The following is a 26,010-nucleotide window of genomic DNA, read 5'->3' on the forward strand; positions in this document are numbered from 1 at the left end:
GCGCCGCGCGCGCTCCCCCGTGCGCCCCCCGGGGGCGGACCACAATGCGGAGGGCCGGCCGGAGGAGGGAGCAGGGCATGGGGACGGGATCACTCACCGGACAGGTCGGACTGGTCACGGGGGCCGGACGCGGCATCGGCCGCGAGATCGCCATCGGGCTGGCCGCCGAGGGCATGGCCGTCGGACTGATCGGCCGCACCCAGGACAAGCTGATCGCCACCCTCAAGGAGTGCGTGCGGCACGGCGCCCGCGGCGTCGCCGTCACCGCCGACGTCACCCGCCCCGGCGCCGTCCGGGAGGCCGTCCGCTCGATCGAGCGCGACCTCGGCCCCGTCGACCTGCTGGTCAACAACGCCGGACAGGTCGACCGCGCCGAGGTGCCGATCTGGGAGACCGACCCCGCCCAGTGGTGGCAGGTCGTCGAGACCAACCTGCGCGGCCCCTACAACCTGCTGCGCAACGTCCTGCCCGGCATGGTGCAGCGCCGCCGCGGTCGGGTGATCAACCTCAACAGCGGCTTCGCGCTGCGCCCCGACGGCCACTACACCGCGTACGCCACCTCCAAGGGCGCGCTGCTGCGGCTCTCCGACAACATCGCCGACTCGGTCGGCGAGCACGGCGTCGTGGTGCTCGACATCAGCCCCGGCGCGGTCGCCACCGAGATGACCGCCGGCATGCCGATGTTCGACGACATGAAGGCCTGGGGCTCCGTCCCGTACATGGTCGCCGTCACCGTCGACGCCGCCCGCGGCCGCTTCGACGGGCTGCACGGGCGCTTCCTGCACGCCGGGCGCGACAACCTGGAGACCCTGGTGGCCTCCGCCGCCACCATCCGCTCCACCGACGCCCGCACGCTGCGGCTGCGCCCGTACGGGCCGGACGACCCGATGGGGTGACGCCCGTTCAGGCGTCGAGCAGGGCGGCCAGGTCGGCCAGGTCGGCCTCCGGGAGGGAGCCGGCCGGCCGGCTCTCGCGGGCGAAGGCGGCGGCCAGGCGCTGCAGGGCCGCGTTGAGCGGCGTCGGCACCCCGTGCAGGCGGCCCAGCAGGACCACCTCGCCGTTCAGGTAGTCGGCCTCGATGTCGCCGGTGCCGCGCACCAGCGACTGCCAGGACGAACCGCCGCTGCGCACCGCGCCCGCCAGCGGCAGCAGCGTCACCCGGTCGCCGCGCCTGGCCCGCTGCTCCTCCTCGGACGGGTACGTGATCCCGGCGGCCGCCAGCACCGCCCCGCCCTCCGCCAGGGCCCGCCGCCACAACCGCGTCCGCAGCTCGCCGTCGATCGGACCGGCCACCGCCTCCAGCGCGTTGCCCAGGTTGCTCAGCAGCTTCGCGTACTTCCAGGCCATCACGTCCTCGACCGCGTACCCGTCGAAGTGCGAGTCGTCCAGGTCGGCGGCGATCCGGGTGGCCGTCCCGTCCGTGCCGTGCGGGTAACGGCCCAGGTGCAGCACGCCCGAGCGGGGCGAGCCCGCCGCCGAGACCGCGCCCGGCTCCAGGTGGGTGGACGGCAGCCACACGCACATCCCGTACACCCGGGCGAAGCGGCGCAGCGCCAGCCGCTCGTTCTCCACGCCGTTCTGCGCGCACACCAGCGGCAGCCGCTCGCCCGCCGTCCCGCCGCCCGCGACCGGGCGGGGCGCCCACCGGTCGAGCAGGGCCGCCGAGTGCTGGGTCTTCACCGCCAGCACCAGCACGTCGTCCGGGGTCAGCTCGACCTCCTCCGGGCCGCCGACCGCCGGGACCGGCAGCAGGTGGGTGCCGTCCGGGACGGTCAGCCGCAGGCCGTCGGCGCGCAGCGCGGCCAGGTGCGGGCCGCGGGCGACCAGCAGGACGTCGCGGCCGCCGCGGTGCAGGCGTCCGCCGATGGTGCCGCCGACCGCGCCGGCGCCCAGGAAGATGTAGCGCATGGGGACGAGCATGCCACGGCGGGGGCCTTGCTCAGGCGCAGAGTTCGGAGGCCGTCACCGCGTGCAGGCCCTGCTCCGCGAGCCCGTCCAGGATGTCCGGCAGGGCCGTCACCGTGCCCGGGTGGCCCATGTGCAGGGCGACCACCGAACCGGCCGCCGCCGCCTTCAGCACCCGGCGGGTCACCGCGTCCGCGCCCGGGTCCGCGTAGTCGCGCGGATCGACGTCGAAGGACAGCACGTGCGCGTAACCGACCTGCTGCGCCTGCTCCTTGAGCATCGTGTTCGCGTACTGCGTGGCGGACGGACGGAACCAGCGGCCGATCGAACCGGTCAAGCGCTGGAGGCGCTGCGCGCACTGGGCTATCTCCTCGCGCGCCTGCTCCGGGCGCATCGAGGAGATGTCCAGGTGGTTCTGGGTGTGGTTGCCCAACTCGTGGCCACCGGACAGGATCCGCTGCGCGATCTGCGGCTGCTCGTCCAGCCAGCTGCCCACCGCCAGCACGGTCAGCCGGGCGCCGCGCTGCTCGGCGGCCTCCAGCAGCGCGGTGGCGATCGCCGGATCGCCCTGGCCGTGGAAGGTCAGCGCCAGCTGCGGCCTGCTGTGCGGCCCGGTCACCACCTCCAGCGGGGTGTCCGGGGCCAGCGGGGGCAGCGCGAACGGGGTCGCGGACGGGGACGGGGAGGCGCTCGGGCTCGGAGTCGGAGTCGGGCTCGGACTCGGGCTCGGCGACTCGGTCAGGTGCGCGGGCTGCGGACGGGCCGCCACCGAGGGGCCGTTCGCACCGGGGCCGTCGGAGGGGCCGCCGCAAGCGGCGACGAGGCCGCCGGCGGCGCTCAACGCGGCCAGGCGGGAGGCGGAACGCAGAACACTGCGGCGGTCGACTGTCATCGCGGCCCAGCCTAAGCGGACGTTTCGGCGGGGTGGCAACGGCTGCGACCCGGACGAGTGGCCGCTCGGGGGAAGGGTGACGGTGCGTGAGGGCGATGGGCGGGGCGGTGGGTTGCGGGGGCCGGAGAGCTGTGCGGGGGGTGCGAGTTGTGCGGGTCGTACGGGCCGCACGGGGAGTCAGGTGGTGCCGGCGGGGGTGGCGGGGACGGGGGTGGTGGCGGCGGTGGTCGCGGGGTTGGCGGTGGTCGCGGGGCTGGCGGTGGTGGCGCCGAAGAGCAGGGCGGCGGTGACCAGGGCGGCGCCGAGGAACTGCGGCGGGGTGGGGGCGGTGGCGGTCAGCAGCGCGCCGGAGAGGGTCGCGGTGAGCGGGATCAGGCCGCCGAACAGGCCCGCCCGGTCCGCCGGGAGCACGGTCAGCGCCGAGTACCAGAGCAGGAACGCGCCGCAGGTCAGCACCGGACCGAGATAGAGCAGGGCGAGTAGTTCCCCGCCGGTGGGCGCGCGCAGCGCGGACGGCGAGAGGGCGGCCGTCACGGCGAAGAGCGGCACCGCCATCAGCGTGGTGTAGGCGGACACCCGGACCGGGCCGAGCCGGGGCAGCAGCGGGACGGCCAGCAGCGAGAAGGCCGCCTCGCACAGCAGGGTGCCGGTCGCCAGCAGCAGGCCGAGCGCGTCGCCGTGGCCGAATCCCTGGGTGAGCGCCGCGCCGCCCACCACCAGGGCCGCCGCCACCAGCAGCCGGGCCGCCGGACGGCGGCGGGCCAGCAGCGGGCCGGCCACGCCCAGCAGCAGCGGGGTGCAGCCGACCACGCTGCCGACCACCGCCGGGTCGGTGTGCCGCAGCGCGGCGACCAGCAGCAGGTTGAACCCGAACAGGCCGGTGGCGGACAGGGCCAGCAGCAGGGCGAGTTCGCGCACCGTCAGCCGGTGCGCGAGCCGCGGCCGGCGGCGGGCCAGCGGCAGCAGCACCGCGGCCGCCAGGGTGTAGCGCAGCGCCTGGCCGCCGGCCACCGGGAAGGAGGAGAAGGCGGCGCTCACGCCGGTGGACGCGCCGAGCAGGGACATCGCGGCGGCCGCGCGGCCGGAGCCGGCGGGGGTGGTGGGTGTCATGGGAGCCACGCTAGGAGGAGGGTGGTTCGGTTCCCAGGGCCACTCGGGGGGTGCTGGAGCGGACCAATCGAGTAGGTTGGTTGTGCCTTCAGGGGCTCGGGGAACGGCGAGGCCCAGTCTGCTGACGGTGCACTGCCGCCCGGCGCATCTGCTTTCGGTTCTGTTTACGGCACGCAGCAGCACGGACCTTCGACGGGCTCCGGCCGTCAGCAGCACGGCCCCGCCGTTCCCCGGGCCCCTGTTTTCGCCTCCCGCCGTTCCTGACCGGGCTCCCTGTGTGGAAGGAAGTGAGGCTTCGGGTGCGGGAGTTGCTGATCACGCTGGGGGAGGGCGGCGGGGAGCTGGCCGGGCGGCTGACCCGGGAGCTGCGGGCGGCGGTGCGGGACGGTCGGCTGGTCGCCGGGGCGCGGCTGCCCGCGAGCCGGGCGCTGGCCGTCCAACTGGGCGTCTCACGCGGGGTGGTGGTCGAGGCGTACGAGCAACTCGCCGCCGAGGGCTACCTGGTGGGGCGGCAGGGGTCGGGGACCAGGGTCGCGGACGGGGTGGCGGCCGAGCCGCCGGGGGCGGACGTCCGGGCGGTGGCGGCCGAGCCGCGGTACGACCTGAAGCCGGGCTCGCCCGACCTGGGGGCGTTCCCGCGGACGGCCTGGGCGGGGGCGGTGCGGCGGGCGCTGCAGGGGGTTGCGAACCGGGATCTGGGGTACGGCGATCCGGCCGGACTGCCGCAGCTGCGCGGGGAGTTGGCGGCCTACCTGGGCCGGGTGCGGGCGGTGGCCGCACGGCCGGAGCGGGTGGCGGTGGTCAGCGGGGTCGGGCAGGGGCTGGCGCTGCTGACCGGGGTGCTGGCCCGGCACGGGCGGCGGCGGATCGCGCTGGAGGACCCGGCCTCGCCCGGCACCCTGGAGCTGCTGCGTGCCCACGGCATCGAGCCGGTCGGCGTACCCGTCGACCAGGAGGGCCTGGTGGTGAGCGAGTTGGCGGCGAGCGGGGCGGACGCGGTGCTGGTCACGCCCGCCCACCAGTACCCCACCGGGGTCGTGCTGTCGGCCCGCCGACGGGGCGAACTCGCCGCCTGGGCGCGGGCCGGCGGGCTGGTGGTGGAGGACGACTACGACGCCGAGTTCCGCTACGACCGCGAACCGCTGGGCGCCGTCCAGGGGTTGGCACCCGAGCGGACGGTGTACCTGGGCTCGCTCAGCAAGACCCTGGCGCCCGGGCTGCGGCTCGGCTGGGCGGTGCTGCCCTCCTGGCTGGCCGGGGACTTCCGGGAGGCCAAGCGCTACGCCGACCTCGGCACCGGCGCGATCGACCAACTCGCCTTCGCCGCACTGCTGGAGGGCGGCGGCTACGACCGCCACCTGCGCGCCGTCCGCCCCCGCTACCGCGCCCGCCGCGACGCGCTGGTGGCCGGCCTGCGCGAGCACCTGCCGCGGGCCGGGCTGCGCGGGGTCGCCGCCGGTCTGCACCTGTACGCCGAACTGCCGTCCGGCGCCGACGAGTCGGAGCTGGTGGCGGCCGCGCTGCGGCACGGGGTGCGGATCGCGCCGGTCGCCCCCGGGCGGCTGTCGCCCGGCCCCGGGGCCGTCGCGCTCGGGTACGCGGTGCCGGCCGAGCAGCGGCTGCGCGAGGCGGCGGCGCTGCTCGGCGCGGCGTACCGGGAGATCGGCTGACGAATCGTCAACTGACGTGTGGTGCCTGGTCGGTGGCTATCACGATCACTATCGCCACCACCGCGAGCACGGCCGCCAGGTTGATGGACTGGACGAGCCCGCGCTGCTGCTTCGGCGCGTAGCCGAGGGCGGCGCCGGCGGCCAGGCCGGTGAGCAGGCCGCCCAGGTGGCCCTGCCAGGAGGTGAAGCCCGCCGAGAGCACCATCCACAGCACCAGGGTGACCAGCATCTGGTTGCCGCCGAGCGGGTCGTAGCCCTGTCGGCGGCTGAGCACCCAGTACCCGCCGGCCAGGCCGAAGACCGCGCCGGAGGCGCCCATCGCCAGGGTCTCCGGGGCGAGCCAGTAGGTCAGGGCGGAGGAGCCCAGCGCGGACAGCAGGTACAGCGCGAGGAAGCGCAGCACGCCGAGCCGGTTCTCGACCACCTGGCCCAGGTTCCACAGCCAGTACATGTTGAACACGATGTGCAGGACGCCCATCGGCCACGCGGTCGGCTCCAGGTGCAGGAACGCGCCGGTGATCAGCCGCTCCCACTCGCCGTGCGCGATGCCCGAGAAGTGCGGCACGTACGTGTACGGGTCGGCGTCCGGGGGCGGCGGCAGGACGTTCGAGCCCAGCACCGCGAAGCGGTTCACCGTCTCCGGCCGGACCAGTTCGACCAGGTACGCGGCCACGTTCAGGGCGATCAGCACGAGGGTCGCGTACGGGCGGGAGGTGATCCGGCCGCCGAACGCCGTCCGGGCCTGCCGGACGCCCTGGTGGCCGGACTTGACGCACTCCACGCACTGGTAGCCGACCGCCGCCTCGCGCCGGCAGGCCGGGCAGACGTTGCGGTCGCAGCGGGTGCAGCGGACGTACGACTCCCGGTCGGCGTGCCGGAAGCAGGTCGGCGGCGGCGGCTCGGGAGCCGGGGCTCCCGGATCGGGATGCGTGGCGGCCATGTGCGGGTCCTCCCCTGGGCGGTGGTGCTCGGCCGCGGGGGTCTCCACGGCGATCTTCCACGGTGAAACGGCGCTCACCCTAGAGCACGGCCCGGACGGCGCACGCAGCAGGGAGGGGAGGGGTTCAGACCACTGCGGGCAGGTCGATCACGGCGACGGTGCCCGGGAGCCCGACGGCGAGCCGGCTGCCGTCCGGGCCGGGCGCGGCGACCGGGGAGGGGGCGTGGGTGGCGCCGTCATCCGTTCCTTCCTCTTCCGTCGACGGTGGCGGGAGGCTACCGGCGGGCACGGTCGACGGCGCGGGGTTCACCGGCGGACGGTGCTCAGGATCGTGAACTTCGGACTGCCCGCCACCGTGCGGCAGTTGCCGAACAGGCGGCGCAGGGTGACGTGGTAGCCGAGGTGGCGGTTGCCGACCACGCGCAGTTCGCCGCCCGGGCGCAGGACACGGCGGGCGCCGGTGAACATCCGCCGGGCGATGGCGTCGGTGGTGGCCTGGTGGGAGTGGAACGGGGGGTTGAGCAGGACCAGGTCGGCGGAGGCGGTGGGGAGGTCGGCGAGGGCGTCGCCGACCAGGAACTCGGCGGCCCGGTCGGGGCCGAGGTTGCCGCGGAAGGTCTCCTCGGCGGAGGCCACGGCCTGGAACGACTCGTCCACGAAGCGGAGTTCGGCGTTCGGGTCGGCGAGCGCGGCGGCCGTGCCGAGAACGCCGTTGCCGCAGCCCAGGTCGACGATCCGGCGCGGGCCGCCGGTCGGCTCGGGCAGGTGCTGGAGGAAGAAGCGGGTGCCGATGTCGAGGCGGTCCGCGCAGAACACGCCCGCCTGGTTGGCGACCTGGCGGCCGGACAGGACGCCGATGCCGTCCGGGAGCCGGTAGCGCAGCGGCCACGGGTTGGCCGGACGGGCGAGGCCGGCGTCCGGCGCGGTGTGGATCAGGCGGGCCTTGCGGACCGCCAGCGAGGTGCGGGTCGGGCCGAGGATCCGCTCGAACAGCTCCAGGGTGGAGGTGTGGATCTCGGTGACCATGCCGGTGCCCGCGACCACGGTGCCCTCGTGCACGGCCGGGGCCAGCCGGTGCAGCTGGTCCTCCAGCAGGGCCAGGCTCTTCGGGACCCGCACCAGCAGCACGTCGATCCGCGCGGGCGGGGCGTCCTGGGTGCTGCGGACCGTCACGGCGGCCGGGTCGAGGCCGTTGCGGGCGAGGTTCGCGGCGATCGCCCGGGAGGCCAGGTACGAGTCGGTGACCGCGGTGAGCGGGCCGGCCTTCGCCGCCAGCGCGGTGGAGAGCGCGCCCCAACGGTCGCCGAGGACGGTGACCGCGCCGTCCAGCGGCACCGCCTCCTCGTGCAGGTGCCGCAGCAGGTAGTCGTCGGCGGCGTCCCAGGCGCGCAGCTGCTCGCGCGGATCCTCCGGGAACCGGGCCAGCTCGAACTCGCCCCAGGCGGTGGTGAAACAGTTCATCGTGCCCACCAGGCTAGCGGAGGGCGAGAGCGCTACGGAGAGTGAGGCGGACGTGCCGGGACGGCGGGAGCGGGTGGTCGGGGCGGTGCTCGGCTCGGCGGTCGGGGACGCCCTCGGCGCACCCTTCGAGTTCGGGCCGGCCGGGGCGTTCGGGGCGCGCTTCCCCGGCCCCGCCGAGATGTGCGGGGGCGGCGGCTGGGAGCCGGGCGAGGCCACCGACGACACCCAGATGGCCGTCCACCTCGGCGAATCGCTGCTCGCGGCCGGCGGGCTCGACCTGCCCGAGATGTTCGAACGGTTCCGCGGCTGGGCGGCGGGCGATCCCAAGGACATCGGCATCCAGACCGAGATCGTGCTCGGCGGCGGACTGCCCTGGGACCTCGCCGCCGCCCTGCACTTCCAGGCCGAGGGCCGGGCCGCCGGGAACGGCGCGCTGATGCGGGCCGTCACCGGGGCGGTCTGGTTCGCGCCGCAGGGGCGCGCGGCGACGATGGCCGCGGCGCGCCGGATCACCGCGCTCACCCACGGCGACGGCGCGGCCTGGGAGGGCACCGCGATCCTGCACGAACTGCTGCGCGTCGCCCTGGACGGCGGCGACCCGGTGGCGGCGGTGCCGCGGACGCTCCGCGAGGTGCGGGCCGAGCACCGGGAGCGGTGGGCGCGGGTCCTCGCGCCGGACTGGCGGCCGGAGCTGGCGACGGAGGGCAACGGGGCGGTGTGGGCGTGCCTCGGCTCGGCCCTCTGGGCGCTCCGGGAGACCGGCGGCTTCGCGGACGCGCTGCGGGCGGTGATCGACCTCGGCGGCGACACCGACACGACGGCGGCCGTCACCGGCGGGTTGGCGGGGGCGGTGTACGGGGCGGACGCGATCCCGGCGCGGTGGCCGGCGGCGCTGCACGTGCCGCTGCCCCCGACCGGGCGGGTGCTGCGGGCGGGGGAGCTGGCGGCGCTGGCGGTGGCGCTGGACGAGGGCGGGCGTGCGGGGACGGTGGCGGGCGTGCGGGGGCGGTGGCCGGCCAGGGGCTCCGGGGGCACTGCTCACGGCACGCAGCAGCACGGGCCTTCGACGGGCTCCGGCCGGTAGCAGCTCGGACCCGCCGTTCCCCGGGCCCCTGTTGTGCGTACTCGTGTGCGGAGGTGATCAGGCGGTGGTGAGGACCAGGGCCGCGTTGTGGCCGCCGAAGCCGAAGGAGTTGGTGAGGGCGGCGGTGGCGGACCGCGGGCCGGAGGTGGTGACGAGGTCGAGGGGGGTGGCGGGGTCGGGGGTGGCGAGGTTGCGGACGGCGGGGGCGTGCTGGTGGTGGAGGGAGTAGGCGGTGGCGAGGGCGGAGAGGGCTCCGGCGGCGCCGAAGAGGTGGCCGGTCATGGACTTGGTGGCGGTGACGGCGGGGCGGTGCGGACCGAAGACGCGGGCGAGGGTCTCGGCTTCGGTGAGGTCGCCCAGCGGGGTGGAGGTGGCGTGGGCGTGGACCAGGCCGATCGCCTCGGGGGGCAGGCCGGCGTCGGCGAGGGCGCCTCGGACGGCGCGGACCTGGCCGTCGGCGTGGCCGGCGGTGATGTGGTGGGCGTCGGAGGTGACGGCGGCGCCGGCCAGGGTGGCGTAGCGGCGGGCGTGCGGGCGCAGGGTGGCGCGTTCGAGGACGAGCATCGCGGCGCCCTCGGCGATGACGAAGCCGTCGCGTCCGGTGTCGAAGGGGCGGGAGGCGCCGGCCGGGTCGTCATTGCGCAGCGAGTGGGCGCGGGCCTGGGCGAATCCGGCCAGCGGGAGGGGGTGCAGGCAGGCTTCGGTGCCGCCGGCGAGGACGACGTCGGCGCGGCCGAGGCGGATCAGGTCCACGGCGAGGGCGAGGGCCTCGGCGCCGGAGGCGCACGCGCTGACGGGGGTGTGGGCGCCGGCCTTGGCGCCGAGGTCGATGGAGACCCAGGCGGCGGGCCCGTTGGCCATCAGCATCGGGACGGTGTGCGGGGAGACCTTGCGGACGCCGGAGCGTTCCAGCACGTCGTCCTGGTCGAGCATGGTGACCGCGCCGCCGGTGCCGGTGCCGATGACCACGGCGAACCGTTCGCCCTCGACCGCGGGGCGTCCGGCGTCGGCCCAGGCTTCGCGGGCGGCGATCAGGGCGAGCTGTTCGCTGCGGTCGAGGCGGCGGGCCTCGATCCGGTCGAGGACGGTGGAGGGTTCGACGGCGAGCTGTCCGGCGATCCGGATCGGCAGTTCGGCGGCCCACGGGCGGTCGAGGGCGCGGATGCCGTTGTGCCCTTCGCACATGGCCCGCCAGGTGGCGGGGGCGGTGCCGCCGAGCGGGGTGGTGGCCCCGAGGCCGGTGATGACGACGGTGTCGTGGGCGGTGCGCATGGCGATACTCCCGTTGTAAAGGCAGCACAATGATCGGTCTCTGCCGGCGTTCGGCCGGTGATCCGATGGGCCCCACTCTGCCAAGGGAAACGGGCATGGAAGGCTGCCGGGTAGGACTGAGTCGCACCCGGTGGAGTTGTAGGTTCCCTACATTTTTGTCTGACGGCCGGTCAGGGCGGCAGGGCGTGCGCCCGGGGCGGCAGGGCGGTGAGCGCCAGGTCGAACGCGGCGTCGCTGCGCCCCGGTCCGGCGGCGCGCAGGGCCTCGGCGAGGCGGGGGGGTGTCGGCGGTCGGGTCCCAGGCCGTCTCGGGGGCGGCGAGGTCGAGCACGGAGCCGAGCACCAGCGCAACGCCGGCGGCTTCTGCGCGTACATCACCCAGGGCCTCGGCCGCCCCGCCGGGTTCGGCGCCGCCCTGCTCGCCCTGCTCGCCCTGCTCGGCTACCTCGGCATGAACATCGGCGTCTTCGGCCTGCTCGGCTCGGCCACCAGGGACACCGTCCAGGCGCTCACCGGCCACGACGTCCCCTGGCTGCTGCCCGCGCTGATCGGCCTGCTGGTGATCTGGTACGGCGGCTTCCGCTCGATCGACTTCGGCGCCACCCTCGCGCTCGGCTCCGACTGGCCGATCGCCCACCACGACCCGCGCGGCGTCCTCGCCTACGCCCAACTGCGCCGCCACGCCGGAACCGGCACCGCGCCCGTCAACCCCGGCCAGGCCTTCGCCGCGCTGATGGCCCTGGAGGGCTACACCACCCACGCGGCCCGCGCCGCAGGCGAGTCCGTGCACACCGGACGGATCGCCCCCGGCCTGCGCGCCGACCTCACCGCCTTCGCCCTCGACCCGCTCACCGCCGACCCGGACGCCTTCGCCGAGACGGCGGTGCCGCTCACCACGTTCAACGGGGTCGTCACCAACCGGGGTGCCGGGTAAGGGACTTCAGAGGTCGGCGGCGTCGATCCAGCAGATCGTCGCCACCGGCTCCGGGCCCTGCTCGACCGATTCGGCGGCCAGCAGGGCCCAGTCGCGGCAGTGCTCGACGACCCGCTCCCACGGCCAGGAGCGGTCCACATCCCAGTCGATGCCCGGGCCGGAGCCTCCGTACCGGCTCCCGTCCGGCCGGACCTCCCGGAGCATGAAGTACAGCACCGCCTGCCCGTGCGCCGCCAACTCCCCGATCACCTCCGGGAGACGGGCCGCCGGCCAGCACCACCCCTCCCCGTCCACGCTCAACTCCCTCACGCGCGGTGGCACCACCTCGCGGCGCGCCCCCAGCTCGGTCAGCGCCTCGCGCAGCGCCACGCCCTCGCAGTCGTCCGGCGCCTCGCCGCGCCGGTTGAACTCCGCGTACGTCCGCCGCAGTGCCGGGGTGGCCGCCTCGACACGCAGCCTGCCCAGGGACTCCGCCGACCACTGGCGGACCACCGCGTTTCCGCTCTCCAGCAGGCCGATCAGCACCGCGCCCGGGCGCCGGTCGTCGAAGGCGTTGAACACCTCGATCGCGCACAGCTGACCGAACGGGTTCAGCGTCGGCGTCGCCGCGATCACCGCGTCCAGCACCTGCGGGCCGAGGTGGATCAGACCGTACTGCGCCTCCTCGGCGGTGGCGGTCGACTCCGCGTCGAGGTCGGCGACCAGCGCGGCGATCTCGACGGCGTCGTCGTCGGTGGTGGCGGTGAAGGTGGTGGCGGTGGTGGCGGTGGTGGCGGCGGGGTGCATGGCGGGATGCCGGGGTGCGGGTGGCGGCTGAGGCCAGCGGTTTTCGCAGGTGGCGGGTGGTGGCGCGCGGTGGCGGGCGGCCTGCGGGGCTCAGCTCGGGTGGTCCAGGTAGGCGTGCAGGGCGGCCGAGCCGGCGAGCAGGGCGCGGCCGCGGGCGGTCAGTCGGTCCTGCCAGGCGGTCAGGGTCGGGCGGAGCGCCGCCGGGGAGCCCGCCGTGCGCAGCCGGTCCAGGATCTCGGCGGTGCGGGCCAAGCCGTGCCCGCCGCGCCGGAGTTGCTCGGCGAGGAGCAGTTCGCGGACCTGCGCGGGGGTGTACATCCGGTACCCGGTGCGGGTGTCCCGGGGCGGAACGACCAGGCCCGCCCGCTCCCAGGCGCGGAGGGTGGCCGGGCGCAGGCCCAGGCGGTGGGCGAGCGGACCGATGTGGGTCCCGGCGGCGGCCGTCGCGGCGGGCGGCGGGTCGGTGGCGGGCAGGTGGTCGAGCGCGGTGCGGACCGCCTCCAGGGTGCGGCGGTCCTCGGCGAGCAGGGCGTGGCCGTCGTCGATCAGGCGCAGCGCCTCCGGCAGGTCGTCCGCGTTGACGGCGCACATGATCGCGGTGGCGGCCGGGTGGCCGTGCCCCGGCAGCAGTGCGAGGAAGGCCCGCAGCGCGGCCGCGTGGCGCTCGCCGTACTGCCGGTACCCGTGCGCGGAACGGGCGGCGGCCGGGAGGACGCCCGCCTCCTCGTAGTTGCGCACCGCCTGGGCGGACAGGCCGTGCGCGCGGGCCAGGTCGATCGGACGCAGCGGCATGGGTTTGAAGGTTTCCTGGTCGATTCCCGGGCTGGGAGCGGAAAAGCTTACACCGTGACTTCAACGATACGTTGGAAGCCATGACCGCCGCCTCGCTCGGGGACGCCGCCCGTCCCTTCACCGCCGCCGCCCTCGCCGCCCTCGTCCCCGCCGGCACCCGGTTGCTCGCCCTCGGCGAGCCCACCCACGGCGCCGAGGAGTTCCTCGACCTCCGCAACGAACTCTTCCGCCACCTGGTCACCGCGCACGGCTACCGCTCGATCGCGGTCGAGAGCGACTGCCTGGCCGCGCGCACCGTCGACGCCTACCTGGACGGCGCGGACGGCGAGTTGGACACCGTGCTGCGGGAGGGCTTCGGCCACGGCTTCGGGGCGTACGCCGGGAACCGCGAACTCGTTTGCTGGGCCCGGCAGTTCAACGCTTCGGCCGGGGCGGACGAGCGGATCAGGTTCTACGGGGCGGACGGCCCGTTGGAGTACACCGGCGCCGCCGCACCCGGCCCCGCGCTGCTCCGGCTGCACGACTTCCTGGCCACCCGCCTCCCCGGCCAACCCCTCCCCGCCCGCGAGGAGTTGCTCCACCTGCACGGGCCGGACGACCGCTGGACCGAACCCGCCGCCGCCCTCGACCCCGCCCGCTCGATCGGCCGCACCGAGGACGCCGTCCGGCTGCGGCTGCTCGCCGACGAGTTGAACCTCCTGCTGGCCGCGCACCGCCCGCAGTTCCAGCACGAGCAGGACGCACTCTGGCAGGCCGAACTCGACGCCCGCACCGCCACCGGCCTGCTCCGCTACCACGCGGCGACCGCCGGGGACGGGCCCGACCGGCTCAACTCCCTGATGCAGCAGCGGGGTCTGATGATCGCCGACAACGTCGAGGCGATCCTCCACCGCGAGGCCCGCCGCGGCCCGACCCTGCTCTTCGCCCACAACCGGCACCTCCAGCGCACGGCCGCCCGCATCCCGCTCGGCGAACAGCTGCTCCAGTGGTGGAGCGCCGGATCCCTGCTCGAATCCCGCCTCGGCGACGGATACGCCTTCCTCGCCACCGCCTTCGGCCACCGCGCCCCCGACGACCACCCGGCCCCCGACACCCTCGAAGGGCTCCTCGCCACCCTCCCGTTCCCGCGCAGCGTCCTCGTCCCGAAGCAACTCGACGCGGTGGTGAGCGGGTTGGGCGGGGTCAAGGCGCGAGTCCCGGCCGACCACACCTACTTCGGACTGGACCCGGCGGAACTCGGGCAGCTGGACGGGGTGGTGTTCGTCCGGGAGATCGCCCGGCAGCAGGGGCTGTTCGGCGGCGGGGACGCGTGAGCGGGCTCAGCAGAACGTCTCGATGAAGAGCAGCACCCGGCCGTCCGCCGCGGTGAACTCGTACGCCAGGTAGAAGGGCAGCGAGCCGGCGGCGTACCTCGCCCGGGCCTCCGGCGAGGCCGCCGAGCACCCGGCCCTGCCGCTCGACCGGCTCCGCGAACTGCTCGCCGACCCCGCGACCGCGCCCCGTGCCGCCGCGAACCCGTCCCTCCCGGTCGCGGACCTGCTGCGCCTGCTGCCGCCGGAGTAGCGGGCCCGCGAGCGGAACGGCCGGCTCAGCGGTCGTGCCGGTGCGCGGGCGGGGTGAGCAGCCGGGCGGTCAGCGCCCGGGCGGCGGCGCTGCCGTCGGGGCGGGGGAACGGGCCGCGCGGGCCGTGCAGGTGGCGTGCGGTGACGGAGCCGGTCGGCAGGTCGGCCCAGTCCGTGCGGTGGAGCAGGACGGTGTGGGCCTCGGTGTGCGCGGCCTCGTCCTCGTCGTCGTCGGGCGGGGCGAGGTGCAGCTGCAGCCGGTGCCGGTCCAGCCACCGGAGGGCGAGCACCTGGCGGTCGGTGCGCGCGGCGAACAGCCGGCGCGGGCGCCGGGCGGGGGCGTCGAGGTCGATCAGGAACAGCTGCCCGGAGAAGGCGTAGCCGCCGTCGTAGTCGCCGGTGCCGACGGCCAGCAGCGGCAGCTCGGAGTGGAAGGCGAGGGCGTTCACCGACTGGTCGAAGCCGAACCGCCGGATCAGTCGGGGCGTGGCACCGGTCTCGAACAGGCTGAGCTTCAGCGCCTCGCCGTACCCGTCGGCACAGGCCACGGCGAGCAGCCGGCGGTCCGGGTCGGCCACCGCGACGGCGGGATCGCCGAGCGGGGCGACGAGATCGGAGGCGGTCAAGGACTGCTCCTTTCGCGGAAGCGGAATGCGGAATGCGGAGGGCGGAATGCGGAGGCGGGTGGTGCGGACGGGGCGCTGGTCAGGTGACGCAGTCGAGGACGCGGCCGTCGACGGTGCCGACCAGCAGCCGCCCCGGGCCCGGGACGGTGAGCGCGGTCGGGCGCACGACGACCGGGCCGAGGGTGAGCGGGGCGCGGTGACGGACAGTGCCGTCGGTGGCCGAGAGGGAGACCACCTCGCCTTCTTCGTAGGCGAGGTGGACGGTGTCGCGGTCCATGTCCAGGTCCAGTGCGGTAGCCGGGAGGTCGGTGCGGAACGCCCAGCGCGGCGCGCCGTCGGACGGGTCGCGGCGCACCACGAAGGAGCCGCCCGGTTGCAGGCCCCGGCCGTCGTACACGGTGCCCGCGTGCAGCAGGTCGCCGTCCGGGAGTTCGACGCCCGGGCCGCCGAAGTGCCGTTGCCCGGGCTCCCAGGACTGTCGGAAGCGCGTCCGGGCACGTCCGGCCAGCCGTCCGGCCCGCTGTTCGGCGGGCAGCGCGGTCGGATCGGCGGCCGTCACCCACAGGGAGGAGTTCCGGTTGGCGAGTGAGTACGCCAGGGTGCCGCGCCGGATCCGCAGTGGGCGAAAGGTGCGCGGGGCGAGCCCGGGCAGGTCGTCAGGTCCGGTGAACAGGAATGCGGGAACCGGGAGTTGGTGCCGCGCCGTCACCGCGCCGTCGGCGAGGCGCACCTCCGCGACGGTGGCGGGGGCGTCGAGGGCGTCCGAGTGCGGACCGGTCAGGTACACCCAGGCGCGGTCCTCGTCCGGGGCGATCACCAGTTCGTGGCCTGCGCCGTTCGTCGGCACCGCCCAGGCGGGTTCGCCGGTCGGCGTCCGGCACTCCAGCAGCACGCCGGGGAGGGGGGCCAGCAGCCGGCCGTCCGCCAGTTCCGCGACTGCGTGGACCGGGCCGCGCCGCTCCCGTCCGGTGGCGAGACCGTCCAGCAGGGCGCGGGCGGACGCGCTGCCGTCCGACCGGAGCGCGGGGACGCGTGGACCGGTCAGCTCCCGCTCGCTGACCGAACCCGCCGCGAGACCACGCCAGTTCGCGCGGTGCAGCCGGGCGCGGTGACCCTCCCGGTGGGCGGTCCGGTCCTTCCAGTCGTCCGGCGGGGCCAGCAGCAGGTGCAGCGAGGTGCCGTCCGCCCATTCCAGGCCGCGCACCTCGCGCCCGAGCCAGTGCTCGAACAGCGAGACGGCCGCGCCGGTGGTGAGGTCCAGCAGGAGCAGCTCACCCTCGAAGTGGTAGCCCCCGTCGTACGCGCCGGTACCGATCGCCAGCAGCGGCAGCTCCGGATGGAAGGCCAGCGCGCGTACCGGGAAACGGGAGTGTGCCAGCGCCACGCAGGACGGCCCGGACGACGACCCGGACGTGTCGTACACCGCGATCGGCGCGGGCTTTCCGCCCTCGGTGGCCCCGGCGACGGCGAGCAGGCCGCGCCGGTCGTCGGCCGTCGCGAGGGCGGGCTCGCCGACCTCGGCGAGCGGGCGGTCGGCCAGGACGCGGACGATGCGGCGGGAGCTGTTCACACGGGTGATCGTCGCAGACCGCAGGCAGGTCGATCAGCCGGTTATCGGCCTACGGGCAGGAGCTGGAGCAGGCCGCCCGTCGCGTCGGAACGCACTCGCCACCGCCCGGCCGGGAGCGGCACGGGTGCCTCGGCCGGCACCCTGCCGTCACCGTCCGGGTACGGCGGGTACGAGATGCCCAGATCGGCGCCCGCCTCGGCGGAGTCCATCAGGACGGCCGGGCCGTCCGTCTCCCAACTGCCGCAGTCCTCCCAGGTGATGGCCGGGTCGGCGATCAACTCGCCCACGGTGGGCAGCAGTTCGTCCCAGTCGTAGCCGCCCGTCCAGCGGACGAAGATCCGGTGCGCGGGCAGGTAGCAGGTGGTGGCCGGCTCGCCGCCCAGCACCAGGGCGCGCAGTCGGCTGCCGCGCAGTGCGACCGTCTCCGCCCACCCCTCGACCCCGCACGCCCGGTCGTAGTCGTCCGGCCCGCCCGTACCGTCCAGCCCGGAACCGCCCAGGATCAGCGCCTCCGGGGTGCAGCCGCCCCAGGCGGCGAGGGCGGAGCACGGGACGACGACCAGTGGGCCGCCCATCGAGGGCACCCGGACGGAGGTGTTCATGGCGGCCATCCTGCTCCGACACACTGACACGGGCCGCCCCCGTGCTGGGGACGGCCCGTGCGAGGGGTTCAGCGGGTGGTCTCCTCGCGGCTCTCGATCAGGACGGCCGGCTCCAGCGGCGAGGCGATCTCCTGCGGCTTGCTGCGCGAGGCCCAGTCGCGGATGCCGATGACCACCATCACGAAGAAGACCGCGTACACGATGCCGGAGAAGTACAGCTCCGAGTGCACCGCCAGCGGCACGCCGACCAGGTCGACCGCCAGCCAGACGAACCAGAACTCGATGTAGCGGCGGGCCTGGCTGTACATCGCGATGATCGAACCGACGAAGATCCAGGCGTCCGCGCTCACCATCCACATCGGCGCGCCGGGGTAGAACGAGGCGTCCTGCCACTTCAGCACCGCGGCGAAGGCGACCGTGCCGAGCACCATCGCGGCCATCAGCACCGCGCGCTCGCTCCAGTTCGCCCAGCGGACGTTGATGGCGCCCTCCTGCTCGCGGCTGCGCTTCCAGGTCGCCCAGCCCCAGGACGCCGAGACGATGATCACGACCTGCCGGGCGGCGTTGCCGCCGAGGTCCACGTTCAGGCTGGCGATCAGCAGGAACACCGAGCCGAGGATCTGCACCGGCCAGGCCACCAGCGACCGGCGCAGGGCCAGCCAGACGGTGGCGAGCGCCAGGATGTTGCCCAGGAAGTCGGACCAGTAGACGGGGAGGCCGAAGAAGCTGAACTGCTCGTTCAACCAGTGGAATGCGCTCATGACTCACACCTTTGTTCGTACGGAGCGAGGTGGTGGTGGGGGAGGGACGGCCGACCCGCGCAGGGGAGGGGAGGTCGGCCGGGCACGCGGGCATCGGGCGCGGTGACGGGGGTGGGGCGGGGGTGCGTGCCGGAGGGGAAGGGAGGGGGGAACGGTCGGCCCCGCCCGGAAGCGGGGGAGCGGCGGGGCCGACCGGGCTCAGGGGCTCAGCGCCTCAAGCGGTGGGGGCGGCGGGGCGGGGTGCGGCGGCCAGCAGGGCGTCCGAGCGGCGGACGTCCTCGTGCGCGGCGGCGAGCAGTTCGCCCACGGTGGCGAACTTCTCGGTGTCGCGCAGCCGGGCGACGAACCACAGTTCGACGCGTTCGCCGTACAGGTCGTCCGAGGTGTCGTGGCAGTGCACCTCGACGTGCACCTCGGGCGAGTCGCCGAACGTCGGGTTGGTCCCGATGCTGACGGTGGCCCGGTGCACGCCCCCGGTCACCGGGCGGGTCAGCCAGCCGCTGTAGATCGCGGGTGGCGGGACGGCCGTGCCGGGTGCGGGGGAGAGGTTGGCGGTGGGGAAGCCGAGGCCCTTCCCCCGGCCGGCGCCGTGAACGACCGTGCCGACCAGGGGAGTCGAGGGGAGGGAGGGCTCAGGCATGGGGGCTGAGCTCGCGGAACTGGCTGGTGTGGAAGACCAGCGGCTCCACGCCCGGGAACAGCTCCGCGGAGAGCAGTTCCAGCAGGACGATCTCGTGGTCGCCGCCGTCGTACACCGGGCCGACCCGGGCGGTCAGCCACAGCGCGGCGTCGTGGATCAGCACCGCGCCGTCGCCGGTGGCCTGCCAGGGCGTGCCGTCGAACCGGTCGCCCGCCCGGGAGGCGAGCTTGCGGCACAGCGCGCCCTGGCCGTGGCTGAGCACGCTCAGGCCGAGCACCGGGGCCTCGGCCAGCCGGGGCCAGGTGGTGGAGGTGCGGGCCACGCTGACCGCGACCATCGGCGGCTCCAGCGAGATCGACACGAACGAACTGGCCGCGAAGCCGACCGGTCCGCCGTCGCGCAGCGCGCCGATCGCGACCACGCCGGTGGGGTAGGCCCCGAACGCCTGCCGCAGCGCGCCCGCGTCCAGTGCGGAGGGGTGGTGAACGGGAGTGGCCATGGCCGGTGCCGTCCTCTCGTGGTGCCGGAAGTGGTACGGAGGTGCAGGTCAGTGCCGGTGCCGCGCGCCCGGGTGGCTGGCGGGCAGCGCCCGGTCGCCGGAGCCGGTGAGGCGCTCGCGCAGCGACTCGCCGTCCGCGTACTCGCCGCGGAACACGCCGCGCTCGCGCAGGATCGGCAGCACCGACTCGACGAACTCGACGGTGGAGGCGGGCTGCACGGTCGGCGAGAGCAGGAAGCCGTCCAGGTCGGCGCCCTCCGCCAGGGCGCAGATCTCGTCGGCGATCTCCTCGGCGGTGCCGACCACCGGGCGGGCGCCCACGCCGTGGGTGTGCCAGTCGGCGAGCACGTCGCCGACCGTCCGGCCCGCGAACCGGGCGATCTGGGTCTGCGACATCTCGGTGGACAGCTCGGTCATCGGGGTCTCCGGCGGGTACGAGGACAGGTCCAGGCCGGTGAACATCGCGTACGAGGCGACGGTGACCTCGGGGCGCTGCGCGTCCAGGATCCGCTGCCAGCGGCGCTCGGCGTCCGAGGTGGTGGCGCCGACCACGCAGGAGAACGCCGACATCACCTTGACCTCGTCGGCCCCGCGTCCGGCGTTCACGGCCTCCGCGCGGATCGCCTTGGTGTGGCCGGCCAGCTGCTCGACGCTGCCGCTGCCGACGAACATGCACTCGCCGTGCCGCCCGCCGACCCGGCGGCCGGCCGGGGAGGCGCCGGCCTGGAACAGCACCGGGGTGCCCTGCGGGGAGCGGGCGGTGTTGCCGTAGCCGTGCGAGCGGAAGAACGGGCCCTCGTGCTCGACCAGGTGCACCTTGGCCGGGTCGGCGAAGCGCCCGGCCTTGTCCTTCTCCAGCGCGTCCGGCTCCCAGGCGCCCTCCCAGTACTTGTAGACCAGGTCGAGGAAGTCCTCGGCCATCGCGTACCGGTCGTCGTGCGCGACCATGTCCATCCCGAACGCCTTGACGGCGGTGTCGGCGGTGCCGGTGGTGACCACGTTCCAGCCGAGGCGGCCGCCGGAGAGCTGGTCCAGGGTGGCCAGGCGGCGGGCGAACGCGTACGGCGGCTCGACCAGCACCGAGCCGGTCACCACCAGGCCCAGGTCGGTGGTGGAGGCCAGCAGCGCCGAGGCGATCACGAACGGGTCCAGCCGGGGCAGGTCGAGGGTCTCCTCGGTGGCGATCGGCGGGCGGACCCCGTTGATCTCCGACCAGCCCCAGGCGTCGGCCAGGAACAGGAAGTCCAGCTTGGCGTCCTCGCACAGCCGGGCCACCTCCTGCCAGTAGCCGAGGGTGTCGAACAGGTGGCGGCGGCTGTCGGGGTGCCGCCAGGTGGCGGTGCCGCTGGCGTTGGTCTGGGCGTTCTCGAACAGGCCGAGCTTGAGGCTGCGCATGGGTGTTCTCCGTTGAACAGGCAGGCGGTGCGGGGGAACTGACGGTGAGTCAGGGGAGGGTGTCGAGCTGCGCCGCGTACGGCATCGAGGACTGGGCGCCGAGCCCGGTGACGGCCAGCGAGGCCGCCCGGACGGCGCGGGCCGCCGCGGCGGGCAGGTCGGCGCCGCGGGCGAGCGCGTCGGCGAGGGCGCCGCAGAAGGTGTCGCCGGCGCCGACGGTGTCGACGGCGTCCACCGCCGGGGCGGGCAGGTGGACGGCCGGGCGGCCCGGCCGCTTGATCAGCGCCCCGTCCGCGCCGAGCGTGACCACCACGGCGCCGCACGGCAGTTCGGCGCCTTCCAGCAGTTCGCGGGCGGCGGCCGGGCCGGCCACCGGCGCGGTGCCGAGCAGCGCGGCCAGCTCGCCCAGGTTGGGCACCAGGACGTCGACGGCGGCCAGCACCTCGGCGGCGACCGGACGGGCCGGGGCCGGGTTGAGGACGACCGTGCCGCCCTGCTCCCGGGCCCGCAGCACCGCGGCCGCCACCACCTCGGCGGCCACCTCGTGCTGCACCAGCACCACCTCGCCGGGGGTGCGGGCCAGCCACTGCGGCAGGTCCTCGACCGAGAGGACGGCGTTGGCGCCGGGGTTGACCACGATGGTGTTCTCGCCCGCCCGGTCGACCACCACCGAGGCGATCCCGGTGGTGGCGTCCGGCGCGGTCAGCACCGCGTCGAGGTCGACGCCCTCGGCGGCCAGCACCCGCCGGATCGGCTCGCCGTCCGCCCCGACCCGGGCCACCAGGCGGACCTGCGAGCCGAGCCGGGCGGCCGCGACGGCCTGGTTGGCGCCCTTGCCGCCGACGCCCTCGACGAAGCCCCGCGCGAGCACGGTCTCGCCGGGCCGCGGCAGGTCCTCGACGGTCAGGACGAGGTCGCGGTTGACCGAACCGACGACGGTGATGGACGGCATCTGGGACTCCTCGGGAGCCATGGGAGATCGATCTCCCACACTGTGGACCAGCACTCACGAGGCGTCAAGTACCCTCGTGCTGCGCATCGCGCCAGCTCAGGCCCGCCAGGGCGCCGCCGACCGGAACGAGACCCGGCCGTCACCGCTCGGAGACCGGGAACGCGCCGCGCGGCCCGCGCACCGCCGCCCAGACCGCTCCGACCGGGGAGGACCCCACGTGACAGCGCCCCGACTCCTCGACGTGGCCGCGGCCGCCGGCGTCTCCCGGGCCACCGCCTCGCGCGTCCTGGCCGGCACCCCGCGCAACGTCGACCCCGACCTGGCCCGCCGGGTCGAGGAGGCCGCCCGGCGCCTCGGCTACCGCACCAACCACTCCGCGCGGGCGCTGCGCACCGGCACCACCGGCACCGTCGGCGTGGTCGTCCCCTCGCTCGCCAACCCGTACTTCGTCCAGCTCGCCGACGCCCTCGCCCAGCGGGTCCGGGCCGCCGGCGGCCAGCTCGTCGTCTCCGACGCGGCCAACTCGCCCGCCATCGAGGCCGAACAGATCGAGACCCTGCTGAGCGGACGCGTCGACGGGCTGCTGGTCGTCCCGGTCTCCGCCGCCGCCTCCGGGGCCGCCGTCCGGGCCGCCGCCGAACGCGCCCCCGTCGTGCTGTTCGACCGCTGGGCGCACGGCTCCGGCACCGTCGCCGTCACCCTCGACAACGCCGCCGCGGTGCGCCTGCTGCTCGACCACCTGGAGGGCCTCGGCCGCCACCGGATCGCCCTGGTCGCCGCCGACCAGGCGTCCTCCTCCGGCGCCGAACGCCTCGCCGCGTTCACCGCCGCCCGCGGCGACGGCGCCACCACCGTGCTGCTCCCCAGCTTCACCACCGACGCCGGCCGCACCGCCGGCCGCAAGATCGCCGAACGCCGCGCCGAGGTCGACGCCGTCGTCTGCGGCGCGGACGTCCTCGCCGTCGGCCTGGTCAGCACCCTGCAGCGCTCGGCGGTCTCCGTGCCCGGCGAGATCGCCGTCACCGGCTTCGACGACACCGAACTGCTCGAACTCCTCGACCCCCCGATCACCTCCATCCGCCACCCGCTCGCCGACATGGCCGAACGCGCCCTCGCCCTCCTCCAGGGGTCGGCCGCCGACCGCACCGAAGGTGTCGAGCGTTTCGCTCCGCAGTTGGTGGTTCGGGCTTCCACGGATGCGGGTGCGGGTGCCTGACCGGGGTCGAAGGGGTGGGGTGGGGGTCGAGCGTGCGCCCGCCCTGTTCCGGGGGCCTGCTGCCGATCGTGCGGAGGGGGTCGAGCGTTTCGCTCCGCAGCTCGTGGTCCGCGCCTCCGCCGGCGCGGATGTAATTTCCTGACCTGGCGTCAACTCACCAGTGCGGGTCGGGACTCCACTCCTCAAGCCCCTCGTCCTCCCAGGACGCGGCCGCCGGACCCGCGGGCTCGAAGCGGACCGGCGGCGGCCCCCCGGCGTACGCGCCCGGGCGGCGGCCGGTGAACAGCCGGAACAGGTACTGCCCGGCAGGCCCGTCGAAGCGCTCCCACTCCGCGGCCGTGCCGTCGGCGCCGTTGCTCAGGACCGGCCACCGGTCCGGGTCGCCCGCGTCGGTCAGCCAGTACGCCTGCAACTGGCCGTCCTCGCCGTCCAGCCACTGCAGCAGCCCGCCCGGCGCGGGGAACGCCGGGTGCGGATCGAGCCGCCCGGGCCACTCGGCGGTCGCCCGGGCCAACCGCGCCGTGTTCCGCTCCAGGTCCAGCAGCGGGTCCGGCGCCCCCGGCACCAGCAGCGACAGCCCGTCGAACGCCCCCGCCCCGAAGCGCTCCGCCAGCAGCCGGTAGCCGAGCGGCAGCCGCGTCCCCAACCGGGCCGCCACCCCCGCCCAGTCGATCTCCCGCCGCCGGGCCGTCCGCCACCCGACCAGCTCCGCCAGCCGCTCGTGCCACGCCTCCGCCAGGTCCATGCCCGCAGGGTACGGGCCGCCACCCGCCCGCTCATCCGCCCGGCGGGCGTTCGTCCGGACGGGGGTAAGGCGAAGACGTCCAGCGATTCGACGTGGGCGTTGCCGCGGACGGCGAGGCAGCGCCCGTCGGGGCTGCGGGCGAGCGCCTCGCAGCACGCGGGGGCGGGTAGCGGCTCGGCCCGGCCGTCGGGGGTGGCGGGCCGGCAGTTCCACCGGGAGGCCGTCCCCGGTCAACAGGTGCGCCGCTGTGGCGAGATCGGTCATGGTCCGCCCTCCGGGAGGTGGGCAGGACAGGGTCCGGACCGACCGCATCCTTGCATGATTTTGCTAGGCTGCGTATATTCATGCTGGGCTTCAGGAGGGAATGCCATGGTATTGCGAGTAGCCGTCGCCGGCGCGAGCGGATACGCGGGCGGTGAGGTGCTGCGACTGCTGCAGGCGCACCCCGAGGTGGAGATCGGCGCGCTGACCGGCGCCTCCAACGCGGGCCAGCGCTTCGGCGCGCTGCAGCCGCACCTGATCGGCCTGGCCGACCGGGTGCTGGAGCCGACCAACCCGCAGACGCTGGCGGGGCACGACGTCGTCTTCCTCGGCCTGCCGCACGGGCAGTCCGCCGAGGTCGCCGCCCAGCTCGGCGAGGACGTCCTGGTGGTCGACCTGGGTGCCGACCACCGCCTGAAGTCGTCCGCCGACTGGGAGCAGTTCTACGGCTCCCCGCACGCCGGGACGTGGCCCTACGGCCTGCCCGAACTGCCCGGCCACCGCGAGGCGCTGCGCGGCAGCAAGCGGATCGCCGTGCCCGGCTGCTACCCGACCTCCGTCACGCTCGCCATGTACCCGATGTACGCCGCGGGCCTGGCCGAGCCGGAGGCGGTGATCACCGCCGCGTCCGGCACCTCCGGCGCGGGCAAGGCCGCCAAGGCGCACCTGCTGGGCAGCGAGGTGATGGGCTCGATGAGCCCGTACGGCGTCGGCGGCGGCCACCGGCACACCCCGGAGATGGCGCAGAACCTGGCCCCGCTCGCGGGCGAGCCGGTCACCGTCTCCTTCACGCCCACCCTGGCGCCGATGCCGCGCGGCATCCTCGCCACCTGCTCGGCCAAGGCGAAGCCCGGCACCACCGGCGCCGAGCTGCGGGCCGCGTACGAGAAGGCGTACGGCGACGAGCCGTTCGTCCACCTGCTGCCCGAGGGGCAGTGGCCGCACACCTCGTCCGTGTACGGCTCGAACGCCGCCGTGCTGCAGGTCGTGCTGGACGAGCACGCCGGGCGGATCATCGCGATCAGCGCGATCGACAACCTGGTGAAGGGCACCGCGGGCGGCGCGGTGCAGAGCATGAACATCGCCCTCGGCCTCCCCGAGGAGCTCGGCCTCCCGCTGAACGGAGTCGCACCGTGACCACCCAGGACCAGAGCACCGTCGGCGTCGGCGTCACCGCGGCCAGGGGCTTCCGCGCGGCGGGCGTCACCGCGGGCATCAAGGCGTCCGGCAACCCGGACCTCGCGCTGGTCGTCAACGACGGCCCGCGGCACGCCGCCGCCGGCGTGTTCACCTCCAACCGGGTGCACGCCGCGCCGGTCAAGTGGTCGCGCCAGGTGCTGAACGACGGCGAACTGGCCGCCGTGGTCCTCAACTCCGGCGGCGCCAACGCCTGCACCGGCCCCGAGGGCTTCCAGGACACCCACGCCACCGCCGAGAAGGTCGCCGCCGAGCTCGGCATCGGCGCCATCGAGGTCGCGGTCTGCTCCACCGGCCTGATCGGCGTCCGGCTGCCGATGGACAAGCTGCTGCCCGGCGTCGAGCTCGCGGTGAAGGCCCTCAGCGACACCGGTGGCGAGAGCGCCGCGATCGCCATCAAGACCACCGACACCGTGCACAAGACCGCCCAGGTCACCGCCCCCGCGGGCTGGACGGTCGGCGGCATGGCCAAGGGCGCGGGCATGCTCGCCCCCGGCCTGGCCACCATGCTGGTCGTGGTCACCACCGACGCCGTGGTCGACTCCGCCGCGCTGGACGCCGCGCTGCGCGACGCCACCCGCACCACCTTCGACCGGGTCGACTCCGACGGCTGCATGTCCACCAACGACACCGTGCTGCTGCTGGCCTCCGGTGCCTCCGAAGTGGCGCCCGGGCAGGCCGAGTTCGCCGAGGCCGTGCGCACCGTCTGCGCCGACCTGGCCCGCCAGCTGATCGGCGACGCCGAGGGCGCCTCCAAGGACATCCGGATCGAGGTGGTCAACGCGGCCACCGAGGACGAGGCCGTCGACGTCGCCCGCACGATCTCCCGCAGCAACCTGCTCAAGTGCGCCATCCACGGCGAGGACCCCAACTGGGGCCGGGTGCTGTCCGCGATCGGCACCACCTCCGCCGCCTTCGACCCGGACCAGCTGGACGTCGCCATCAACGGCGTCTGGGTGTGCCGGGGCGGCGGCGTCGGCGAGGACCGCGACCTGGTCTCGATGAAGGACCGCGAGGTCGTCATCACCGCCGACCTGAAGGCCGGTCGGGCCGCGGCCACCGTCTGGACCAACGACCTGACCGCCGAGTACGTGCACGAGAACAGCGCGTACTCCAGCTGACCCGAGGGGGACGGAACC

General features: G+C 75.3%; 25 protein-coding genes and 2 pseudogenes. 9 read left to right on the forward strand and 18 right to left on the reverse strand.

The features are described 5' to 3' along the window. Positions 1-77: 77 nt before the first annotated feature. Positions 78-896 carry an SDR family NAD(P)-dependent oxidoreductase gene (locus tag ACWEO5_RS18535; RefSeq protein WP_452163366.1) on the forward strand — a complete coding sequence of 273 codons (819 nt, stop codon included), beginning with the start codon at positions 78-80 and terminating at the stop codon, positions 894-896. 7 nt (positions 897-903) lie between these two features. Here the strand turns inward: ACWEO5_RS18535 and ACWEO5_RS18540 are convergent, their stop codons facing one another. The 3 genes from ACWEO5_RS18540 to ACWEO5_RS18550 all read right to left on the reverse strand — a co-directional run bounded on the left by ACWEO5_RS18540 (position 904) and on the right by ACWEO5_RS18550 (position 3,907). Further along, a complete protein-coding gene (locus ACWEO5_RS18540) occupies positions 904-1,908 on the reverse strand; it encodes a ketopantoate reductase family protein (protein WP_452163367.1) in 1,005 nt (334 codons plus the stop codon). A 31-nt stretch (positions 1,909-1,939) separates the two neighbouring features. Next, positions 1,940-2,797, reverse strand: a complete 858-nt coding sequence (locus ACWEO5_RS18545) for a polysaccharide deacetylase family protein (RefSeq protein ID WP_452163368.1) — start codon at positions 2,795-2,797, stop codon at positions 1,940-1,942. Positions 2,798-2,974: 177 nt separating this feature from the next. Continuing rightward, positions 2,975-3,907, reverse strand: a complete 933-nt coding sequence (locus ACWEO5_RS18550) for a DMT family transporter (RefSeq protein WP_452163369.1) — start codon at positions 3,905-3,907, stop codon at positions 2,975-2,977. A gap of 299 nt (positions 3,908-4,206) precedes the next feature. Between ACWEO5_RS18550 and pdxR the strand changes: the two genes are divergently transcribed. Then, positions 4,207-5,577, forward strand: a complete 1,371-nt coding sequence (gene pdxR / locus ACWEO5_RS18555; RefSeq protein WP_452163370.1) for a MocR-like pyridoxine biosynthesis transcription factor PdxR — start codon at positions 4,207-4,209, stop codon at positions 5,575-5,577. Positions 5,578-5,584: 7 nt separating this feature from the next. Here the strand turns inward: pdxR and ACWEO5_RS18560 are convergent, their stop codons facing one another. From ACWEO5_RS18560 to ACWEO5_RS18570, 3 genes are all read right to left on the reverse strand, one after another. Continuing rightward, positions 5,585-6,517 carry a rhomboid family intramembrane serine protease gene (locus ACWEO5_RS18560; protein WP_452163371.1) on the reverse strand — a complete coding sequence of 311 codons (933 nt, stop codon included), beginning with the start codon at positions 6,515-6,517 and terminating at the stop codon, positions 5,585-5,587. A 124-nt stretch (positions 6,518-6,641) separates the two neighbouring features. Further along, a complete protein-coding gene (locus ACWEO5_RS18565) occupies positions 6,642-6,827 on the reverse strand; it encodes a hypothetical protein (RefSeq protein WP_452163372.1) in 186 nt (61 codons plus the stop codon). Then, entirely contained in the window at positions 6,824-7,978 is a 1,155-nt protein-coding gene (locus tag ACWEO5_RS18570) for a methyltransferase (protein ID WP_452163373.1), read from the reverse strand. The genes ACWEO5_RS18565 and ACWEO5_RS18570 overlap by 4 nt, the downstream gene beginning before the upstream one ends. Positions 7,979-8,030: 52 nt before the next feature. Between ACWEO5_RS18570 and ACWEO5_RS18575 the strand changes: the two genes are divergently transcribed. After that, complete coding sequence (locus ACWEO5_RS18575; RefSeq protein WP_452163374.1) at positions 8,031-9,062, forward strand: ADP-ribosylglycohydrolase family protein; 1,032 nt, start codon at positions 8,031-8,033, stop codon at positions 9,060-9,062. A 57-nt stretch (positions 9,063-9,119) separates the two neighbouring features. Here ACWEO5_RS18575 and ACWEO5_RS18580 read toward each other — a convergent pair whose 3' ends face one another. After that, positions 9,120-10,334, reverse strand: a complete 1,215-nt coding sequence (locus tag ACWEO5_RS18580) for a beta-ketoacyl-[acyl-carrier-protein] synthase family protein (RefSeq protein ID WP_452163375.1) — start codon at positions 10,332-10,334, stop codon at positions 9,120-9,122. Positions 10,335-10,679: 345 nt separating this feature from the next. Here ACWEO5_RS18580 and ACWEO5_RS18585 point away from each other — a divergent pair. After that, a pseudogene (locus ACWEO5_RS18585) lies at positions 10,680-10,934 on the forward strand (amino acid transporter); the annotation flags it as partial. Continuing rightward, a pseudogene (locus ACWEO5_RS18590) lies at positions 10,923-11,267 on the forward strand (amidohydrolase family protein); the annotation flags it as partial. The pseudogenes ACWEO5_RS18585 and ACWEO5_RS18590, both read left to right, overlap by 12 nt. A 6-nt stretch (positions 11,268-11,273) precedes the next feature. On the opposite strand, the gene ACWEO5_RS18595 reads toward ACWEO5_RS18590, so the two are convergent. Continuing rightward, entirely contained in the window at positions 11,274-12,053 is a 780-nt protein-coding gene (locus ACWEO5_RS18595; protein WP_452163376.1) for a HEAT repeat domain-containing protein, read from the reverse strand. Between the two features lie 90 nt (positions 12,054-12,143). Further along, positions 12,144-12,845: a MerR family transcriptional regulator gene (locus tag ACWEO5_RS18600; RefSeq protein WP_452163377.1), complete on the reverse strand. Its 702-nt coding sequence runs from the start codon at positions 12,843-12,845 to the stop codon at positions 12,144-12,146. A gap of 80 nt (positions 12,846-12,925) precedes the next feature. On the opposite strand from ACWEO5_RS18600, the gene ACWEO5_RS18605 reads away from it, so the two are divergent. After that, positions 12,926-14,158: an erythromycin esterase family protein gene (locus ACWEO5_RS18605; protein WP_452163378.1), complete on the forward strand. Its 1,233-nt coding sequence runs from the start codon at positions 12,926-12,928 to the stop codon at positions 14,156-14,158. Between the two features lie 275 nt (positions 14,159-14,433). Here ACWEO5_RS18605 and ACWEO5_RS18610 read toward each other — a convergent pair whose 3' ends face one another. The 8 genes from ACWEO5_RS18610 to ACWEO5_RS18645 all read right to left on the reverse strand — a co-directional run bounded on the left by ACWEO5_RS18610 (position 14,434) and on the right by ACWEO5_RS18645 (position 21,452). Continuing rightward, on the reverse strand, positions 14,434-15,033 hold the full coding sequence (locus ACWEO5_RS18610) for a hypothetical protein (RefSeq protein WP_452163379.1): 600 nt from the start codon (positions 15,031-15,033) through the stop codon (positions 14,434-14,436). Between the two features lie 79 nt (positions 15,034-15,112). Then, positions 15,113-16,603 carry a hypothetical protein gene (locus tag ACWEO5_RS18615; protein WP_452163381.1) on the reverse strand — a complete coding sequence of 497 codons (1,491 nt, stop codon included), beginning with the start codon at positions 16,601-16,603 and terminating at the stop codon, positions 15,113-15,115. Positions 16,604-16,644: 41 nt separating this feature from the next. Further along, positions 16,645-17,205 (reverse strand): Imm21 family immunity protein, encoded by a 561-nt coding sequence (locus ACWEO5_RS18620; protein ID WP_452163382.1) that lies wholly within the window; start codon positions 17,203-17,205, stop codon positions 16,645-16,647. A gap of 68 nt (positions 17,206-17,273) precedes the next feature. Beyond that, positions 17,274-17,966 carry a nicotinamide mononucleotide transporter family protein gene (locus tag ACWEO5_RS18625; RefSeq protein ID WP_344555272.1) on the reverse strand — a complete coding sequence of 231 codons (693 nt, stop codon included), beginning with the start codon at positions 17,964-17,966 and terminating at the stop codon, positions 17,274-17,276. A 214-nt stretch (positions 17,967-18,180) separates the two neighbouring features. Further along, complete coding sequence (locus tag ACWEO5_RS18630; protein ID WP_452163383.1) at positions 18,181-18,606, reverse strand: riboflavin kinase; 426 nt, start codon at positions 18,604-18,606, stop codon at positions 18,181-18,183. Continuing rightward, positions 18,599-19,105, reverse strand: coding sequence for a flavin reductase family protein (locus tag ACWEO5_RS18635; protein ID WP_344555268.1), 507 nt, complete (start codon positions 19,103-19,105; stop codon positions 18,599-18,601). The genes ACWEO5_RS18630 and ACWEO5_RS18635 overlap by 8 nt, the downstream gene beginning before the upstream one ends. A 48-nt stretch (positions 19,106-19,153) precedes the next feature. Next, positions 19,154-20,500 carry an NtaA/DmoA family FMN-dependent monooxygenase gene (locus ACWEO5_RS18640; RefSeq protein ID WP_452163384.1) on the reverse strand — a complete coding sequence of 449 codons (1,347 nt, stop codon included), beginning with the start codon at positions 20,498-20,500 and terminating at the stop codon, positions 19,154-19,156. Between the two features lie 49 nt (positions 20,501-20,549). Beyond that, the gene (locus tag ACWEO5_RS18645; protein WP_452163385.1) at positions 20,550-21,452 is read right to left on the reverse strand and encodes a ribokinase; all 903 of its coding nucleotides are present in this window, start codon (positions 21,450-21,452) and stop codon (positions 20,550-20,552) included. Between the two features lie 217 nt (positions 21,453-21,669). Between ACWEO5_RS18645 and ACWEO5_RS18650 the strand changes: the two genes are divergently transcribed. Beyond that, entirely contained in the window at positions 21,670-22,668 is a 999-nt protein-coding gene (locus ACWEO5_RS18650) for a LacI family DNA-binding transcriptional regulator (protein ID WP_452163386.1), read from the forward strand. Positions 22,669-22,822: 154 nt separating this feature from the next. Here the strand turns inward: ACWEO5_RS18650 and ACWEO5_RS18655 are convergent, their stop codons facing one another. Beyond that, positions 22,823-23,413, reverse strand: a complete 591-nt coding sequence (locus tag ACWEO5_RS18655; RefSeq protein WP_452163387.1) for a hypothetical protein — start codon at positions 23,411-23,413, stop codon at positions 22,823-22,825. 369 nt (positions 23,414-23,782) lie between these two features. Between ACWEO5_RS18655 and argC the strand changes: the two genes are divergently transcribed. Next, on the forward strand, positions 23,783-24,811 hold the full coding sequence (gene argC, locus ACWEO5_RS18660; protein WP_452163388.1) for an N-acetyl-gamma-glutamyl-phosphate reductase: 1,029 nt from the start codon (positions 23,783-23,785) through the stop codon (positions 24,809-24,811). Beyond that, the gene (gene argJ, locus ACWEO5_RS18665; RefSeq protein ID WP_452163389.1) at positions 24,808-25,992 is read left to right on the forward strand and encodes a bifunctional glutamate N-acetyltransferase/amino-acid acetyltransferase ArgJ; all 1,185 of its coding nucleotides are present in this window, start codon (positions 24,808-24,810) and stop codon (positions 25,990-25,992) included. The genes argC and argJ overlap by 4 nt, the downstream gene beginning before the upstream one ends. Positions 25,993-26,010 lie beyond the last annotated feature (18 nt).

This window comes from Kitasatospora sp. NPDC004272 (assembly GCF_053603035.1).

Bases quoted from the DNA above. Each gene is read 5' to 3' on its own strand.
- ACWEO5_RS18535 (WP_452163366.1), top strand. From the start codon at position 78: ATGGGGACGGGATCACTCACCGGACAGGTCGGACTGGTCACGGGGGCC.
- ACWEO5_RS18540 (WP_452163367.1), bottom strand. From the start codon at position 1,908: ATGCGCTACATCTTCCTGGGCGCCGGCGCGGTCGGCGGCACCATCGGC.
- ACWEO5_RS18545 (WP_452163368.1), bottom strand. From the start codon at position 2,797: ATGACAGTCGACCGCCGCAGTGTTCTGCGTTCCGCCTCCCGCCTGGCC.
- ACWEO5_RS18550 (WP_452163369.1), bottom strand. From the start codon at position 3,907: ATGACACCCACCACCCCCGCCGGCTCCGGCCGCGCGGCCGCCGCGATG.
- ACWEO5_RS18560 (WP_452163371.1), bottom strand. From the start codon at position 6,517: ATGGCCGCCACGCATCCCGATCCGGGAGCCCCGGCTCCCGAGCCGCCG.
- ACWEO5_RS18570 (WP_452163373.1), bottom strand. From the start codon at position 7,978: ATGAACTGTTTCACCACCGCCTGGGGCGAGTTCGAGCTGGCCCGGTTC.
- ACWEO5_RS18580 (WP_452163375.1), bottom strand. From the start codon at position 10,334: ATGCGCACCGCCCACGACACCGTCGTCATCACCGGCCTCGGGGCCACC.
- ACWEO5_RS18595 (WP_452163376.1), bottom strand. From the start codon at position 12,053: ATGCACCCCGCCGCCACCACCGCCACCACCGCCACCACCTTCACCGCC.
- ACWEO5_RS18600 (WP_452163377.1), bottom strand. From the start codon at position 12,845: ATGCCGCTGCGTCCGATCGACCTGGCCCGCGCGCACGGCCTGTCCGCC.
- ACWEO5_RS18605 (WP_452163378.1), top strand. From the start codon at position 12,926: ATGACCGCCGCCTCGCTCGGGGACGCCGCCCGTCCCTTCACCGCCGCC.
- ACWEO5_RS18620 (WP_452163382.1), bottom strand. From the start codon at position 17,205: ATGAACACCTCCGTCCGGGTGCCCTCGATGGGCGGCCCACTGGTCGTC.
- ACWEO5_RS18625 (WP_344555272.1), bottom strand. From the start codon at position 17,966: ATGAGCGCATTCCACTGGTTGAACGAGCAGTTCAGCTTCTTCGGCCTC.
- ACWEO5_RS18630 (WP_452163383.1), bottom strand. From the start codon at position 18,606: ATGCCTGAGCCCTCCCTCCCCTCGACTCCCCTGGTCGGCACGGTCGTT.
- ACWEO5_RS18635 (WP_344555268.1), bottom strand. From the start codon at position 19,105: ATGGCCACTCCCGTTCACCACCCCTCCGCACTGGACGCGGGCGCGCTG.
- ACWEO5_RS18640 (WP_452163384.1), bottom strand. From the start codon at position 20,500: ATGCGCAGCCTCAAGCTCGGCCTGTTCGAGAACGCCCAGACCAACGCC.
- ACWEO5_RS18645 (WP_452163385.1), bottom strand. From the start codon at position 21,452: ATGCCGTCCATCACCGTCGTCGGTTCGGTCAACCGCGACCTCGTCCTG.
- ACWEO5_RS18655 (WP_452163387.1), bottom strand. From the start codon at position 23,413: ATGGACCTGGCGGAGGCGTGGCACGAGCGGCTGGCGGAGCTGGTCGGG.
- argC (WP_452163388.1), top strand. From the start codon at position 23,783: ATGGTATTGCGAGTAGCCGTCGCCGGCGCGAGCGGATACGCGGGCGGT.